The organism is Edaphobacter aggregans DSM 19364 (assembly GCF_000745965.1).
Classification (GTDB): Bacteria; Acidobacteriota; Terriglobia; order Terriglobales; family Acidobacteriaceae; genus Edaphobacter; species Edaphobacter aggregans.
Map to the genome: position 1 here is coordinate 25888 of NZ_JQKI01000044.1, position 16801 is coordinate 42688.

The following is a 16801-nucleotide window of genomic DNA, read 5'->3' on the forward strand; positions in this document are numbered from 1 at the left end:
TCTCTTTGGACGCTAAAACACGAAAACCCTAGCTATGGCTGGGGTTTTATGAGATAGTTTGGATTTTATTGGACGCTCTAGAGCAAGGAAATGGCGGAGGGAGAGGGATTCGAACCCCCGTTGGACTTTCGCCCAAAGCGGTTTTCAAGACCGCCTGTTTCAACCGCTCACACATCCCTCCGCGTGAGTGTTATCGATAGATTACCAGCTCCGACAACATCGCCAAACAGACGGTCTTTTTGTTCACCCGCTACATGGGGTGATGTGCATTGAGAATCAACTGTCTAGAGGCACTTAAAGAGGCTGCGTTATGGCTACTGTAGGGACTTTTGCAGCGACTACTTTTTTTCGACGTGAGGAAATAGCTTCAACCTCGCTTAGGTGTCCTGATCGAACGCGTTGGATGCAGGATGGGATGAAACACAACATCTGCCGTCTCCAGCAATCGCACAGCACGTACGTCAACAGTTCCGGATCACTCGGCCCTGAGCCAACCAAATAGACCTTGCCTTTCTCCGCCCGTCTCATATCCTCCTCTTCATTTACGCCCACGGGCTTCGCTGGCAAAACGGCAATAATTGAGCTACTGCTCCGATGAGTTTGTCGTTCTCCTCCGCCGTCCGGACCGCAATCCGTAAGTGTCTGGATGGCAGAGCTTCGTAGTTTGAGCAGTCTCGTAACACCATATGGTGTTCTACGATCATATGTCTCCAGAAACGATCTGCAGAGATACCCTCGGGAAGGTGAAGAAGCAGAAAGTTTGTGGCTGAAGGATAGGTGTAGAGGCCTAGTGCATCAAGTTCAGCTCTCAGATGAGCTCTTCGCCGGTCGTTGTACAGCCTGGTACGCTCAGCGAAAGGGTGGTCTGCTAACGCGGAAGCGACAGCGCATGAAGCCAGAGTTGTGATCGGCCAGGGCGGCAATGTTTCATTGAGGGCTCGCGCGATAGGCTCGTTGGCTACTGCATAGGCCACTCTGAGGCCGGGAATGCCGTGGAACTTTGTCACGGAGCGAAAGACGATCAGGTTTGCAAATTGTTCAACATTCAGCGTCAGTGAATCCAAGGGTGCGTAATCGATAAATGCTTCATCGAGGAGGACGGTGATATTTCGGTCCGCGCATTCTGAGACCAACTGGAGCAGAATATCCCTTGTTGTAAGGACGCCCGAGGGATTCTGGGGATTGGCAAGCAAAATAGCGTCGTGACCACCATGCACCAAGGCATGGATGTCATAACGGAAATTGGAATCCGGACTGAGGATATGCGGTTCGATCTCTACTCCAGCACGTGCAAGGCTGCGGCGATACTCCACGAAGGCGGGCACGGGGAGAAGGCAGCGTTTGACCCTTAGGCTGCGAAGCGCAGACTCCAGCAGTGGAATGAAGCCGTTAGCGACTACGAGTTGTTTTGGGTGAACTCCGACACAGTCAGCTATCGATTGCTTGAGGCCGACCTCTTCTAGATCGGGATATGCGGTCAGCATCGAGATGTCTTCAAGGCGCGTTCGCAAGGTGGACAAGACGTCGGGCGGAGGTCCGTCGGGATTGATATTGGCGCTGAAGTCGATCAGTTGCGACGAGGGGATTTTGAAGCGCTCGGAGATCTCTCGCAGCTGGCCGCCGTGCAAGGGGATGAGTTCGATCATCGGGACGACCCTGGGGCTGCACGTAACTGAGCGCAGGCCGAGAGAAGAACGCCACAGGCCACACCAAGTAGCGTAACGACTGACACCAGCCGGATGGCGCTTTTGGCCTTCGGCAGTGATGGGCGAGAAAACTCGTGTCCGATATATGCAGTTCGAATCAACTCGCCGCCGTAGGTGTTGTCGCCTCCAAGTCGAACGCGCAGGGCTCCCGCCATGGCACTTTCGGGTTGGCCCGCATTGGGGCTCTTGTGCTCGTCTCCGTCGCGACGCCACGTCTGCCACGCGGCCAGCGGGTCGGAATGTTCGTGGAGGTTCGAGACTGCGACGATGGCAGCCGCGGTGAGGCGCGCAGGCAAGTAGTTGGCAGCGTCGTCCAGTCGAGCGGCAGCCTTGCCGAAGTAGAAGTAACGCTCGTCGGCGTGTCCGATCATGGAGTCCAGTGTATTGATGGCCTTATAGGCCATAGCCAGAGGCACGCCGCCCAGCGCCATGTAGAAGAGCGGCGCAAGAATGCCGTCGGATGCGCTTTCAGCTAGCGTCTCAATCAAGGCACGACAGATTTCGTGCGTGCCTAGATGTCGGGTGTCGCGTCCGACGATGCGTGCGAGGCGGTGACGAGCGAGCGGCAGGTCTCCAGAATCGAGCGCCTCAACAACGGAGATTGCCTCCTGTTCAAGATTGCGAGCTGCCAGGCAGGTCCATGCGAGCAGGACTTCCACGGTATTACCCAGTGCGGGTGATAGGCGGTTCGCTAAGCGGATCAACTGGCGCGTTGCATAGTAACTGGTGGCAACGACAGCGAGGCTCAAGGCTCCGCCTGCGACAAGTTCCGACAGTTCGCTCTGGTTGGGCCGATGGAGGGCAACCTCGCCACGCGCCGTGGCGAAACCGATTAGTCGCACCGGATGCGGGAGCCACTCGGGGTCGCCGGCGAGTTGGTCGAGGAGCCACGCAGTAGGAATGAGGGAGCAGCGATTCAACGGATTTGCTCCACGGACTCAATCTGGCCTTGAGATTTGTACGGAAGGTCGACCCAATCGAAGATACGGGGCAGGTCCAACGATTCGCGAACGGTATTGGCTAACTGATTGAAAGAGTCTTCGCGCTTCTGCCTCCAGTTCTCGAAGCGGGCCACAGGAGCAAGTTGATGGAAGCTCCGAGCCGCGGCAAGGAAGGCGTGGCGGAATCTGTCGTCATCGAAGATGCCGTGAAGATACGATCCGAAGATCCGAGTATCCGCGGAGATGCATCCGTCGAGCTCGTGCCCATTCAAGATTGAGAATGCCTGAGCGCCATCTGCATACATCGTTTCGCCAATATGGATCTCATAACCGTTGATATCCATCGCGGACATAGGCTGACCGAAGAGGATCGATCGAGACAGTCGACCAGTTATCGCGCGCGTCACCTTGTCCGAGTTCATGCGAGTGGAAAACGGCAGCAATCCCAGCGCATCGGCTTGATCGCCATGCTCCATGGCACGTGGATCGACAATCGCAGTGCCCAGCATCTGCATCCCTCCGCAGATGCCGACGACGAGGCCTTGGGCGGCATGCGCAACAACGCTGGAATCCAGATTTTGCCGGCGCATCCAGAGAAGGTCTTCGACCGTCTGTTTGCTGCCAGGCAAGATTACTAAGTCGGCCAGCGCAAGCTGCGATGGCTCCCGGCAGAAACGCAAGGAGACGGATGGCTCGTAGCGCAGCGCATCGAAGTCGGTGAAGTTCGAAAAGGATGGCAGGGCAACGACAGCGATACGCAATGCTCTCTCACGCACATTCTCCGGCAACCATGGCTTCGTTTCGCCAGTTATATCGGCAAGACCGAGACTGTCTTCCTCTTCGAGCGCAAGATGGTGAATGTACGGGACGACACCCAGGCATGGCTTCTGGAGGCGATCTTCCATCATGCGGATACCGGGATCGAGGAGCGCGACATCCCCGCGGAACTTGTTGATGAGGAAGCCCTGGATGCGGGTTTGTTCCGTCGAATCGAGCAACTGAACAGTGCCGAAGAGCGAGGCAAAGACGCCTCCGCGGTCGATGTCGCCGATGAGAATGCAGACTGCATCGGCGATCTCGGCCATCCGCATGTTGACGATGTCGTGCTGTTTCAGATTAATCTCCGCGGGCGAGCCGGCGCCTTCGAGGATGATGACTTCATGTTTCGCGGCAAGAATCTCGTAGCTCTCGCGAACGATGGGCAGTAGTTCTTCGACACGCCGCTGGTGATAATCGGAGGCAGAGAGCCTGCCCCATATTTTGCCGCGAACAACCACTTGCGATGTCATGTTTCCAGCAGGTTTCAGAAGGAGGGGATTCATGTGGACCGAAGCTGGGATGCGGGCAGCCTCCGCCTGTAGAGCCTGCGCGCGGCCGATTTCAAGACCTTCCATAGTCGCAGACGAGTTGAGAGACATATTCTGCGACTTAAACGGTGCGACGCTCACTCCCTGATCCGCAAAAATTCGACAGAGCGCAGCCGTGAGAAGTGATTTCCCTACATGGGAACTCGTGCCGAGCACCATGATTGCGCGTGCCCTCATGGCTTTTCTGCCTCTGGGTCTGCGCAGTATCTGTCATAGGACACAACCCTTTCGAGCGGTATCCGACTCTCCCACCCAAAGCGCTCGAGGTCCGGCTCTGTGGCGAAGCGGTCGACGTAGCCAAAGCAAAGATAGCCGACCGGCACGATGTTTGCTGGAATGTGCAGTATCTCGCGGAGACGATCCGGATCGAGGATGCTGACCCATCCTACGCCTACGCCTTCGGCCCGGGCGGCGAGCCAAAGATTCTGTATCGCACAGACGGTCGAGTAGATCGCAGTCTCGGGCATCGTATGGCGGCCAAGTTGATGGCCGCGCTCACTCTGCGGATCGCTTAGAACGCACAGGTTTTGTGGAGCTTCCAGGATGCCTTCGAGCTTCAGACTTGCGTATTGCTGGCGTCGCTCGCCGGTGTAGGTTGCCAGGGCCTGTTCGTTTGCCTGCAGAAATGCTTCATGGACGGCCTGGCGGACGTCGTAGTCGCGGACCAAAACGAACCGCGACGGCTGCATAAGACCGACGGAAGGGGCGCAATGAGCCGCGGACAGCAATCGCAAAATCAGCTCGTCAGGCAGAGGCTTCTCAAGAAATCCTCTGCGCACATCGCGTCGAGTGGCGATAGCGCGGTAGACAGCGGCACGCTCCGGCATCTCAAACTCTGCGTGTTCGTTCATTACCATGCCCTCGACCACTTGGGTTCTGTCTTCGTCTCATCGCGGAGGCGGGCGTCGACACCCGCGTTGAATTCGATGAGCCGGCCAAAGAGCCAGATTGCGTCGGAGAGCCGGTTGAGGTAGGCGATGATCTCGGGTTTGACCACTCCGCCGCTTTCAATAAATCGAATCGCATTTCGCTCTGCGCGCCGGCAGACGGTGCGCGCCACCTCGTAGGCTGCGGACTCCGTGTGTGCGCCGGGCAGCGACCAGTCCGACAATATGCCTTCGATCGCTTCAATCTTGTGGACGAGTTCGGTGAGCATGGCAACGTCTTCGGCAGAGATGACAGGCGGCTGCTTCTTGCTCTCGGGAGGGGTAGCCAGAGCGGAGCCGAGCCGGAAAAGTGTTCGCTGGATCGTTTCAGTCCACGCCTTGATCTCGGGGTTTTGGCAGATGCTGCGGGCGAAGCCGAGGACGGTGTTGAGTTCGTCGACGGTGCCGTAGGACTCGACCCGTAGATCCGCCTTGGAGACGCGGATCCCGCCCGCGAGACCCGTCTGGCCGCCGTCGCCGCGTGTGGTTGAAATGCTCATAGTTGCTCTCCTGAAATTGCTATTGGAAGTGGGAATGCAATGCTCTCTTCCATCGTGATACGCAACGTCTTGATGATTGGATGGCGCTCGTATTCGATGGTCAACGCATCATTGAGGAAGTCGCTGACAAACGGGGGGCGCTCCGAAAGAAGGATTGCCTCTGAGAAGAACTGTGGTTGAACGGCTCCGAGTTCTTCGAGAGTTCTGGCGCGTACAATTACCGCCGGAATGTGAAAAATACCCTCCCGAAGCAGCTTGTAGGCGCGGTGATAGCCATCGCGCAGGAACCAGCGCCCTGCGTATTGAGCAACCTCAAAGAAGGGACTGCCCGCGCACACGGCGACGGGCGCTGCGGGGTCTTGCGTCACCCGTAACTGCACGTTGGGGTTGCTGGATTGCAGAATGACCGTTTTCTTGTCGGTATCGTGGACGACGTCGCAGATGACTGGATTTGGAGAAGCGAAAGCGATCTCGATGAGGCGGTCCCAATCGCACTGCGGAGGGACGGTCATGGCGGGAAGTGTTGAATTGAAAGACAGCCTACGCTGAAAGGCGAGAAGCCGACGCAGGTCGACGACACCGAGAGACCAATCGAGGCCCATCATCTCCGCGTGGAGGTCGAGGCGGGATTGTTGTAGGACTAAGGTATCGCGAAGCAGTCGAGTCTCCTCTTCGCATAGCGCGCTGGAGGAATGATCCGACTGCCGACGAACAACAAGCTCTCGCGCTTTGACGGGCCTTTCGAGGTCAATCGTCTCCGGACGGGATTTGTACTCGTCGAAGTCCCAAGCGATAAGCTCTATGGTACGAAGCCGGTTGAGGATAGGGGGCATCATCTGAGCACCTCCTGCAAGCGCCTATCGGGATGAGCATGATGCGCGTATCGAAAAGTGCAGCAGTGGGGTCTTGTCAGGGTCCATGTTGTCTTCTCGTCAAGACCGCAGAGAGTACGAAGGATCGCACGCATGACTCCGGCGTGTGTGACGACGGCGATCAAGCTGCTTTCGGATTGGCTAAGGAGATAGCTTGTCTCGGCCATCACTCTTGCTTCGAATATCTCGAAGGATTCGCCATCTGGTGGCGTCAGGTGCGGAAAGGCTTCGAGCCACTGCGTAGCGAAGATCAAGTCAAGCTTCTCGATCTGCTCCCAGGTCAGCCCCTCCCACTTTCCAAAGTCGATCTCGCGCAAGGCTGGGCGGGTGATGCATGGAATGGCGAAGGACTCAGCGAGTGCGCGTGCGGTCGTCAACGAGCGTTGTAGATCGCTCGTGAAGACGGTCACAATTGGTTCGGTGCGCAGGCGCTCAGCGAGTTTCTGGATTTGCCGATGGCCTGCGGCGTTCACGGACGGGTCGGATTGACCGCAAAAGGTGCCGACCATGTGAGTCTCGGCGTGGCGGATGAAAAGTAGATCGTTCATGCGAGCCACGCTCCGCTGAGGTAAACGGCTATTTCCGCGAGTTGATTGGTGGCGCCAAAACAATCTCCGGTTACGCCGCCGATTCTCCGTTGATAGTAGAGACCACTCAAAAGCGTGACCAAAATTGTTGTGGCAATGGCAGCAGCCGCGTGGGTTCGCAATGCAAACGTACAGATCGCCAGGCTGAAGATGGAGCCAACAATGAGTGTTCCGCGTGTGGTGAGCTTGGCGATTCGTGCTCCCTGACCGGCTCTAGCCAGATCTTGCTGACTGCGGGCCGAAGCGAGGTAGTAACTCAACGGGAGAGTGGTCCAGCGGCAAAGAACGTGAGCTGCGATGAGGTACTGCGGGATCTGCGTCAAAGGCAGCGAGGCAAGCAAAAGGACGCGGGCAAAGAGACTGAGCATCAGGGCTGCGCCGCCATAGCTGCCGATGCGGCTATCTTTAAGGATGATGAGAATCTGTTCCCGGCTCGAACCACCTCCGAAGCCGTCGGCAGCGTCGGCCAGACCGTCCTCGTGCAAACTTCCAGTGATCGAAACCAGAAAGGCAATGACGAGAAGAGCGGTGACGGGCCTGGGAAGGTGTGGCGTAAGAAGCTGATGAAGCAGAGCAGCAGCGCTCCCGATGACCAAACCCACGACTGGAAAGAACTTGACCGCCCGCGAGAGCGAGTCTGGGTCGTAAGGCAGGTAGGGCATAGGGATCCGGGTGAGAAACTGCACAGCAGCAAGAGAGTCTGAGCCTGCTCCTTTTACGAACTTCCAGCCGCTCATAGAGAGGCCCCGCTGATGCTGGCAGAGGTGAAGGTGGCCATCTCCGAGTAGAGGCCGATGGCCGACTTAATGATGGACATGGCAAGAACGGCTCCGCTGCCTTCGCCAAGGCGCATCTCTAGGTTCAGGATGGGAGCTAGTTTGAGGTAGTCGAGCAGCAATCTGTGACCAGGCTCCTCGGAGCGGTGGCCGGCGATCAGATATCCCCCCACTTTCGGTTCGAGGGCTACGGCAACGGCCGCTGCTGCTGTGGAGATAAACCCATCGGCAATGATAGCGACACGGTTGCGTGCTGCCGCCAGGATCATACCGGTCATGGCAGCAATCTCCAGGCCACCAACACAGCGCAGTACTTCGAGCGGATGGGGTGAAGTATGGTTTGCGAAGTGCCTTTTCAGAATCGCTTCGACTATTGCAATCTTGCGCGCATGAGCCGCATCGTCCAGGCCCGTCCCGCGCCCGGTTGCGAGTGACTCAGCAGAGCCCGTGATGGCGCAGGTAATTGCACTGGCGGCAGTGGTATTGCCGATGCCCATTTCACCCACGGCCAGCACGGTACGCCCGGCGACCGCAGCTTCATCCGCGAGTTGTGCGCCAACGAGCAGCGCCCGCGAGAGCTCTTCGTCGGTCATTGCCGCATCGCGCAGCATGTTTTTTGTGCCGTTCGAAACTTTGTGGTGGAGTAGGCCCTCAATGTTGTTGAAGTCCGCGTCGACCCCCACATCGACCACATGCAGCGCCACGCCATGCAAACGCGCAAGGGCATTGACAGCGGCTCCTCCAGCCAGGAAATTGAGCACCATTTGGTGCGTGACTGCGCTCGGGTATGCGCTCACGCCTTCGGCGGTGATGCCATGATCCGCGGCGAAGACATAGACAGCTTTGTTGAGAGGCAACGCAAGATGTTCGTGCCGGATCGCTACCAACTGAGCGGCGAGGTCTTCGAGCCTGCCAAGGCTGCCCAAGGGTTTGGTGAGCGTTTCCAGACGTGCGCGTGCACGAGTTCTCCAGATCTCGTTCGGAGGCTCAATTCCGCGAATCGATTCTGTTACTACCGTTGAGCTTATCGACGTCATCGGGGCACCACATTCGCAGTTCGACTGGCGAGGGCCACCTCAACGAAACTGCGAGCGATGCTTTGCTCTGAGCGAAAGTGCAGGTGCACGTAACTCGCGAGCATATTGCCCAGTTGATAACCTTCGCTCTCCTTACGGCCCGAGAGTGAGTAATGGACGTGGTAATTCGTCGCGACTTGAAATTCATTCGAGATGCGAGAGTAATGGAAGCTGTGTCCACGGAGCACCGTGCCTGCCTTACCGAGCAGGCAATCATTAGTCAAATCCACATTGACGTATCCGAAGTCAACGAGTCTGCCGGTCATCTCGATTTCGAAGGGCAGTACACCGGCCATCGGATATGTGGTTCCATCGCGCATCATGAGTTGCTGCGAGAGGAAGATCATGCCTCCACATTCGGCATACACCGGACGAGCGGATGCGACAAACCCGCGAATGGTCGAGAGCATCGCAGAGTTATCGCTAATTTGGGCCGCATAAAGCTCTGGGTAACCTCCGACGAGATAAAGAGCATCCAGGTCCGGTGGCAGGCACCGGTCATGCATCGGGCTGAACGGCACGAGGGTGGCACCGTGCTGCTGGAGCAGGTCTAGGTTGTCTTCGTAGTAAAAGGAAAATGCCTGATCACGAGCTATTCCTATGCGAATCTGTTCTCGCGTTTGGCGAAGCGCTGGAAGAGCTTTAGGCTTTAAGTCCAGTCCACATTCCAAATCCATTAAATTGGGTATATCCAGGTGTTTATTCGCAAGGTCTGCGAGAGTATCGATCAGGTTTTCAAGAGCTCCGCCTGTCTCGCCTTCTTCCGCTGTCTGGAGCCCAAGATGTCTCTCTGGGATGGCGACTGCAGGCTCTCGTGGCAGCCAACCCAGAACCGGCGTCTCGCAAGCTGATTCGATCGCAGCTTCCAACATGCGGAAATGGCGATCGCTTGCAACACGATTCAGGATGACTCCGGCTAGCGGGAGTTCAGGATCAAAGAGTTCAAATCCAAGCACCACGGCGGCGATGCTCCGAGCGGTCTTTCCTGCGTCTAGTACAAGCACGACGGGTAGCTTTAGAAGCTTTGCAATCTCCGCGCTGCTACCCATCTCGGTAGAGCCGTCTTTGCCGTCGAACAGTCCCATCATGCCTTCGACAAGGAAGGCATCAGCGCCACGCGAGGCGTGACGAAGAACGTCGCGGTTGGCCTCGGCGCTGAGCATCCATGTGTCGAGGTTACGTCCCGTGCGGCCGGAGATGCGGGCATGATGGCCGGTGTCGAGGAAGTCCGGACCTCCCTTGAATGGCTGCACCTTATAGCCGCGACGGCGGAGCGCCGCGATGATTGCGAGAGTGACAGTGGTCTTACCCACTCCGCTGGCCGTGCCGGCAACGAGGAACCCTTTCATCGATGACCTCCTTCGAGCGAACCTTTGAGGGTAAGCGGAAGTCCGGCGACCATTAGGAGTACGGTATCGGCTACAGTCGCAACGCGCTGGTTGATCTCGCCCACAACGTCGCGGAAGCGGCGACCGAGCGCATAGGCCGGGACGACACCGCTGCCGACCTCGTTCGAGACCAGGATCACCTTGCGGGAAGTCGCCTTCAAAGCGACGCAGAGGTCTTCGATGCATGCTTCGAGGCCCGCTTTATTGCTGCCGTATGCTTCCATAAGATTGGCGCCGAAGAGCGTGAGGCAGTCGATAAGAATGGCGTCGCAGTTGTCTTCGCTGGTTTGAATGACGCGGACCAATGCGATAGGTTCTTCCACGGTAGTCCAGTGTGCGGGCCGGTCTGCGCGGTGGCGTTCGATCTTTCGGTGCATCTCCTCATCATCGCGACGCTCGGCGGTCGCGACGAACGTAACCCGGCTGGAGTGTTCGGCTAACTGCTGCGCGTAGCGGCTCTTTCCACTTCGGACGCCTCCCAAGACGAGTATGACCGAATTGCCTTGGTTCTTCTGCACGCTATGCCCCCTGCCTTCGTGGCGTGCGCGGTTCGACCACTATCGAAAAATTCTCATTCTGCGTAAGCTCCTCCAGCGAGAGGTAGCGCGCGCCGAGGATCTTCGCTAATTCCTCGCATTGGCCCAGTCGTTGTGCGGCAGTCTCCGTATCGACGACGATTGCATTGCAACTCATCAGCTGCGCCGCATCAAGAGCCTCTTGCCAGGGGTCTCCTCCATGCAGCGGGATATTTGCCCTACCGTCCGTGAGTAGGATGAGAAGCGTCGCGGGCGTCAGGTAACCACGCGCTTGATCGAGAGCGCCAGCCAACGGCGTTCGACCACCCGTGGGAAGGTATTCGAGCGCAGCTAAAGCGTCGGGAAGTACCTGAGTTGGCTCTAGAACGACCTGCGCGGAAGTTCCGCGGAAGACGATCATTGCCACTTCGTCCTCTCGTTTGAAAGAGCGGGTCAGCAGGTTTAAAATAGCGCCTTTGACTATACGCATTCTCTGCTGGACAGCGTGCGAGCCGCTGGAATCGACGACGAAGAGATAGCGAGTTCCGGTCCTCGGCTTGCGCACTCGTTCGTGCAAATCCTCGACACGAGGTTGCAGACCGCCGGTTTCACGCAGGGTGTGGCTGAGTGTGGCACGCAAATCAAGTTCGACAGGGAAATCTGCCTGGCGATTGCCTATGATTGGACCGCAATCACAGCTATCTGCAGGCGCGGTGCCCCCTCGCGTCGCTGCTTCATTGAACCGGACGTCGAGGGCAGGGGCCTTGGCTTCTGATGGAGTGAAGATACGTTCGTGGACACGCTGCGGGGCATGTCGTCCGCCAGCCTCAGATTGTGATTCGGGCTTAATCTGTTGCGGCGGAATTGGAGGTGGAGGCGGAGGGAGTGAGGAACGTCTGCCCTCTCGCGTTCGGTGAGCGAGGACAAGGGGTAAGACAGCGTCAACATGCTGTACTTCGACGCACGCATCGCCGGTGAGAGCTGCATATGCGATTGCAGCCCGTACGACTGCTAGATCGGCTCGCAAGGATCGAACGTGGTTTTCGCAGATGGTGAAGCTAATCTGCCCCATCATGTCGCAGGAACAGGTGATGCCGCCGAGAGACGCTCTAGCGGAAACAATCTGTGACTGCAAAGCCTGTTGGGCTTGTGACCACTCACTGGCAAATCGAATCGTGTCGCGCTCGAACGCAATTCTTCGCGCCATCACGAGTTGGCGTTCGGCTGGGTCGAGTGGAGCACAGACCGTCACTGATAATGCGAAACGGTCCCGCAACTGCGGGCGCAGCGAACCCTCTTCCGGGTTCATGCTGCCAAGCAGAACAAACTCGGCTGGATGGGCGGCGGTTAAGCCTTCACGCTCCACCACGTGAACCCCGCTGGCAGCAGCGTCTAACAAGGCGTCGCCCAGGTGTGCAGGAAGAAGATTCACCTCATCCACGTAAAGCACGCCGCCATGTGCCTCGGCGAGCAGTCCCGGCTTCAGGACGGGATCACCCTTCAGCGTGCGCTCCAGATGAAGCCCCCCAAGCAGACGGTCTTCCGTGGCGCCGAGCGGCAGATTGATAAAACGTGCGGGTGCCGGCAACAGGGCAGCCAGGCCGCGCGCGGTGGTTGTCTTCCCCGAGCCCTTGTCGCCGCACAGCAAAACTCCAAGCCGCCAATCGACAGCAGCCAGTAGCAGCGCGAGCTTCATCTCGTTTTGGCCGACGATTGCGGAGAAGGGATAGGCGGCCGGTCTCACGAAACAGCCCCCCGCTTCTGCTCGCCCTGCGCTTCCAGCAGCATTTCAGCTTCAAGCAGAACGCCGCGCAGTGCGTTGAGAGTCTCTGGTGCGGGATCCTCCCAGAGCTCGCGTTTTGCCGCCTCAAGCAATCGTTCGGCGATCGTATTCAATGCCCATGGGTTTGAAGCACCGAGGAAATCACGCATGTTTCGGTCTAACGCATAGTGCTCCGCAAGACCCTCGTAGATGAAGTCCGGAGCGATCTGCGCCGTGGCATCGAAACCGAAGATGTAGTCGACCGTTGCGGCAAGTTCCAAACCACCTTTGTAGCCGTGGCGTTTTATCGATTCGATCCACTTCGGATTCACCACGCGCGAGCGATAGACCCGCAGTGCTTCTTCGCGCAGATCCCGAACCTGCGCCGATTCCGGACGGGAGCTATCGCCGAAATAGGCTTTCGGCTGTGCGCCCGTAAGCGCGCGAATGGAGGCAATCATGCCTCCGTGAAACTGGAAGTAGTCGTCCGAATCGAAAATGTCGTGCTCGCGGTTATCTTGGTTGTGCAACGCAACCTCGATCGATTTGAGCCGCTCGGCGAAGATGGGCTGTGCGTCGACTCCATCGGTACCCTTGCCGTACGCGTAGCCGCCCCAAGTGAGGAACGCGTGGGCAAAGTCATCATCTCTCTGCCAGTTTCCGGTCTCGATGAGCGGCAGAATACCCGCGCCATAAGAACCTGGCTTCGAACCGAAGATGCGATAGCGCGCCTGAGCCTCTGCCTCGTGCGTCGGTAGGTCCTTTTTGGCCTGGATATCCGCGAGATAGTGTTTGCGCGGGAAGTTCTGATCGAGCGGTTCATCCAGTTCGATCAACATCGAGATGGCCTGGTCGTACGTATCGATCAGGTGTGGAAACGCATCGCGGAAGAAGCCGCTGATGCGCAGCGTCACGTCCACCCGCGGTCGGCCGAGTTGGTCCAGAGGAATCACTTCGACGCCTTCGAGTCGGCGCGACTGCGCGTTCCACAAGGGTTTGACGCCGAGTAGCGCAAACGCCTGAGCGATATCGTCGCCGTGCGTCCGCATTTGCGAAGTCCCCCAGACGCTTAGTCCCATCATCTCCGGATACTTGCCCTCTTCCTTGTAAAAGCGAGCGACAGCTTCGCGGGCAAGCTGCTGGCCTACTCGCCACGCTGCCTGTGAGGGCAGGGCACGAGGATCGACCGCATAGAAGTTGCGGCCGGTCGGCAGAATGTGTGCCATACCGCGGGTAGGTGCTCCGGCTGGCCCTGCGGGGACATATTTGCCTTCAAGTGCATCGAGCAGGTGCTCGATCTCATCGCCGGACTGTTCAAGTTTCGGCACAAGTTCATCACAGGCGAAGGTGAGTGCAGCTGCTATCTCCGCCGATTCAAGGCCGAGCACCGCGCGCTGCACTTCGCCGATGACGGTGCTTCGAAAGCCGAGCGTGTCGAGCATCGTGTAAAGGTCGAGTGAAGCGCGGTCGAAAATCTCCAGAGCATCGGCGCGGGTATGGCACGGCTGGCCCAGCAGATCTAGCGAAGGCTCAAGGCGTTCGCCCGGCTTGTTAAGCAGTTCAATCAATTCGAAGCCGAACGCCGTTGCAAGGCTCGCCTGCAGACTCGGTGCGCTGGCGTTTGCCAACCGCGTCAGGGAGCGCAGCATCTCTGGTAGCGGAGGCATCTGCCCGATGATGTGCAGGCCATCGCGAATCTGTGCCATGCCTAATTCGCAGAGATAGCCGTCAAGGTCTTCGATCAGGTGGGCCACCTCGTTGCCGTTCATGGAGGCGAGTTGTGTTGGTATGCCTTCTGGCGTTAGCGTGTCGTCCCACTCGTGGCTGTGATCGCCGCGCTCGCGGGTCATCATCGTCTTCAGGTCCAGGTCGGCCTTCAGGTTTGTGCTCTCAACCAATTGCCATATCTGCTGCTGCAGGTAGGGCAGCTTTACCGGGTCGAGCTTTTCGACGGCATAGTATTCGTTGACCAGCTGATTCAATTCGGCGAGCGGGCCATAGGTCTCCGCCGAGGTCATCGGCGGCGTCAGGTGGTCGACAATCACAGCGTGCGCGCGTCGCTTCGATTGGCTTCCCTCGCCGGGATCGTTGATGATGAACGGATAGACGAGTGGCATGTCGCCGAGTAGAAGGTCCGGAAAACACTCGCCGGAAAGCCCGACGCCCTTGCCAGGTAGCCATTCGAGCGTGCCATGCTTGCCCATGTGGACGATCGCATCTGCGCCCCAGCCGCCTTCCGCTTGCGGAGTTCCGAGCCAGCGATAGAAGGCTGCGTAGTGGTGCGTTGGGGGCAAGTCGGGTGTGTGGTAGATCGCATCAGGGTCGATGCCGTAGCCGCGGGGTGGCTGCAATGCGATCATTGCATTGCCAAGATCCATCGCGGCAAACAGATAATCGCGCTGGTCGGCCCAGGGCTCGTTCTCTTCAATCGCGACGACCTTTCCTGCGATCGTCGGGAGGAGTTTCTTATCGGTTTTTTGGGCAGGCTTTACGCTGGGGCCGTGGTCCTGTGGCTGGCCCCAGAAATCCTGCATCCGACGCGCCGGACGGGCAGGGAAGACCGAATAAATCTTCCGATAGGCCGCTCGCGAAAACCGCATAGCCCGCGCCGGATCGAGCGGGTAGTTGCTATCGTAAGTTCCGCGCCCAAGCAATTCCTGCATCAGTTCATCGGAGGTCTCAGGTAGCTCGGCGATGGCATAGCGACGTGCCCGCATCGCATGCAACGTCGCGAGCAGGCTGGCGGGAGCATCGAGGCCAACCGCTCCGCCGACCTGTGATGCTTTGGTGGCGGAGTTCGTCAGTACAAAAGCTATGCGGCGGTTGCAGTTCGCCTTGCCGCGAAGCCCGGCAAGACGGCTCGCTATTCCAGCGACGCGAGCAGCCCGGTCATCATTCACAACATACAGACTCTCCGCACTATTTTTACTGCGTTCCTTAAACGACACCGGCACGGAAATAATGCGTCCATCGAACTCCGGAATCGCGACGTTGACCGCAGTGTCGACCGCATTCAGGCCGCGGCGCGAACCCTCCCAGGCGCCTTGCGGCATCTGGCACGCAATTGCCTGAACAACCGGAATGCCAAGTCTTTCGAACGACAACATCGCTTCTCCGGGCTGCGTGACGGAGCCCGTATTGACCTCGCCGAGCGCAAACGACAGCGTCGTAATCAGCACGTTGGCACGGCCTTCAATCAGTCTGAATACCGCCGGACGTCCATCTTCCTTCGCCTTCAGGCTTGAGGTAAAGATGCAGAGGGGATTCACCCCCTTCGCCTCCAGCGCATGTGCAATCGTGTCGATGAAAGCCGTATTAGCGCTCATTCGGTGTGCGCGGTAAAACAGCACGGCGACGGTTGGACGCAGAGGATTGGCCTGCCGCTCCCAGTCCTCTGCTGTGGCAACGTCCGCGCTTTCTCCGGATGCGTTCGGCAGATAAATGCCGTGCTCCGGCATAGGGGTGGGCGGCGCATAGCCATAGCCCGTCAGCATCAGGCGATCGGACAGGAATCGGAACAACTCGGCGAAGTTCTGCACCCCGCCGAGCGCGAGATAACCGCCCGCACTCTGCATAACGTCGGCAGGTACATTAATGGTCTCCGAGAACTCAGAACTGTTCTCTCCGCAACCGCTAACGAGCACCAAGGATTGTTCACGCTTGATGCAGGCTGCGCGCAGCCGGTCGAAGCCTGGAATGCAACTAAGTGGCCCGTGGCAGCGCACAATAATTACCCGAGCCTTAGTCATTTCACCGTTGATCAGCACGTCCAACTGATCTTCGTTGCGCAGTGCATTCAGCGAGAATGCGCTCACACGAAGCTCCGCCGGGATTAGGTCCGAAGCATTTATGAGCGTGAGCAGATCGGTATCGGCATGCGAGAGCAGCATGATGGCGCCGGTTGCATCTGGTGCGGTCTTGACGAGCGTAGATGCAGCAACGATCTCACTCGGCTTGCGGACGTCCCAGTCATAGTAGTTGAAGACGAATTCACTCAATTCGGCTGGAGGCTGTAGAAAGCGATCGGCAGCCAGCATCGCGTCAATGTAGTCAAAGATCTGACGAACCTGCCAGGGACTATTCACCGAATGGAACCAGATCGATCTACCATCGAAGACGAGGCTCACTACATTAGCGAGCGCGCACGGGCCAAGGCAACCGCCCTTCGTTAGATGAACATGATTGCGAATTTTGCGCCCGAGCCACTCCTGCGTGTAGACGTCAGCCGGGACGGCGGCGTATCCGCGCTCGGTAATACCGCAGCAACAGCCGGTGTAGCAATAGGTCAAATGCGCCCGGTGCTGGACTATGTTGAAGGCACGGCCGTCGGCGCGGATTACGCGTTGTCGAAAGGAATCGGCCACGGCTACACCTCATTCTCTGGC

At 58.1% G+C, this 16801-nt stretch carries 13 protein-coding genes and 1 tRNA gene; all 14 read right to left on the reverse strand.

Annotated elements, in window-relative coordinates:
• Nucleotides 1-91 precede the first annotated feature (91 nt).
• Nucleotides 92-181 (reverse strand) — tRNA-Ser (locus tag Q363_RS17110).
• Nucleotides 182-542: 361 nt separating this feature from the next.
• Nucleotides 543-1646, reverse strand: a complete 1104-nt coding sequence (locus tag Q363_RS17115; RefSeq protein WP_035352438.1) for a pyridoxal phosphate-dependent aminotransferase — start codon at nucleotides 1644-1646, stop codon at nucleotides 543-545.
• Entirely contained in the window at nucleotides 1643-2626 is a 984-nt protein-coding gene (gene cbiB / locus Q363_RS17120; protein ID WP_035352439.1) for an adenosylcobinamide-phosphate synthase CbiB, read from the reverse strand. Before cbiB ends, Q363_RS17115 begins: the two co-directional genes overlap by 4 nt.
• Complete coding sequence (locus tag Q363_RS17125; RefSeq protein ID WP_035352440.1) at nucleotides 2623-4191, reverse strand: cobyric acid synthase; 1569 nt, start codon at nucleotides 4189-4191, stop codon at nucleotides 2623-2625. The genes cbiB and Q363_RS17125 overlap by 4 nt, the downstream gene beginning before the upstream one ends.
• A complete protein-coding gene (gene bluB / locus Q363_RS17130; protein WP_035352441.1) occupies nucleotides 4188-4865 on the reverse strand; it encodes a 5,6-dimethylbenzimidazole synthase in 678 nt (225 codons plus the stop codon). Before bluB ends, Q363_RS17125 begins: the two co-directional genes overlap by 4 nt.
• A complete protein-coding gene (locus Q363_RS17135) occupies nucleotides 4865-5440 on the reverse strand; it encodes a cob(I)yrinic acid a,c-diamide adenosyltransferase (protein WP_035352443.1) in 576 nt (191 codons plus the stop codon). Before Q363_RS17135 ends, bluB begins: the two co-directional genes overlap by 1 nt.
• The gene (locus Q363_RS17140; protein WP_035352445.1) at nucleotides 5437-6276 is read right to left on the reverse strand and encodes a hypothetical protein; all 840 of its coding nucleotides are present in this window, start codon (nucleotides 6274-6276) and stop codon (nucleotides 5437-5439) included. The genes Q363_RS17135 and Q363_RS17140 overlap by 4 nt, the downstream gene beginning before the upstream one ends.
• Entirely contained in the window at nucleotides 6273-6860 is a 588-nt protein-coding gene (locus tag Q363_RS17145; RefSeq protein ID WP_051978901.1) for a histidine phosphatase family protein, read from the reverse strand. The genes Q363_RS17140 and Q363_RS17145 overlap by 4 nt, the downstream gene beginning before the upstream one ends.
• A complete protein-coding gene (gene cobS, locus Q363_RS17150; protein ID WP_035352447.1) occupies nucleotides 6857-7636 on the reverse strand; it encodes an adenosylcobinamide-GDP ribazoletransferase in 780 nt (259 codons plus the stop codon). Before cobS ends, Q363_RS17145 begins: the two co-directional genes overlap by 4 nt.
• Nucleotides 7633-8712, reverse strand: coding sequence for a nicotinate-nucleotide--dimethylbenzimidazole phosphoribosyltransferase (gene cobT / locus Q363_RS17155; protein ID WP_051978902.1), 1080 nt, complete (start codon nucleotides 8710-8712; stop codon nucleotides 7633-7635). Before cobT ends, cobS begins: the two co-directional genes overlap by 4 nt.
• Entirely contained in the window at nucleotides 8709-10100 is a 1392-nt protein-coding gene (locus tag Q363_RS17160; protein WP_035352449.1) for a cobyrinic acid a,c-diamide synthase CobB, read from the reverse strand. Before Q363_RS17160 ends, cobT begins: the two co-directional genes overlap by 4 nt.
• A complete protein-coding gene (gene cobU, locus Q363_RS17165; RefSeq protein WP_035352450.1) occupies nucleotides 10097-10657 on the reverse strand; it encodes a bifunctional adenosylcobinamide kinase/adenosylcobinamide-phosphate guanylyltransferase in 561 nt (186 codons plus the stop codon). The genes Q363_RS17160 and cobU overlap by 4 nt, the downstream gene beginning before the upstream one ends.
• Before the next feature lies 1 nt (nucleotide 10658).
• On the reverse strand, nucleotides 10659-12398 hold the full coding sequence (locus Q363_RS17170; RefSeq protein ID WP_035352453.1) for an AAA family ATPase: 1740 nt from the start codon (nucleotides 12396-12398) through the stop codon (nucleotides 10659-10661).
• Nucleotides 12395-16780 carry a cobaltochelatase subunit CobN gene (locus Q363_RS17175; protein WP_035352454.1) on the reverse strand — a complete coding sequence of 1462 codons (4386 nt, stop codon included), beginning with the start codon at nucleotides 16778-16780 and terminating at the stop codon, nucleotides 12395-12397. The genes Q363_RS17170 and Q363_RS17175 overlap by 4 nt, the downstream gene beginning before the upstream one ends.
• Nucleotides 16781-16801: the final 21 nt, after the last annotated feature.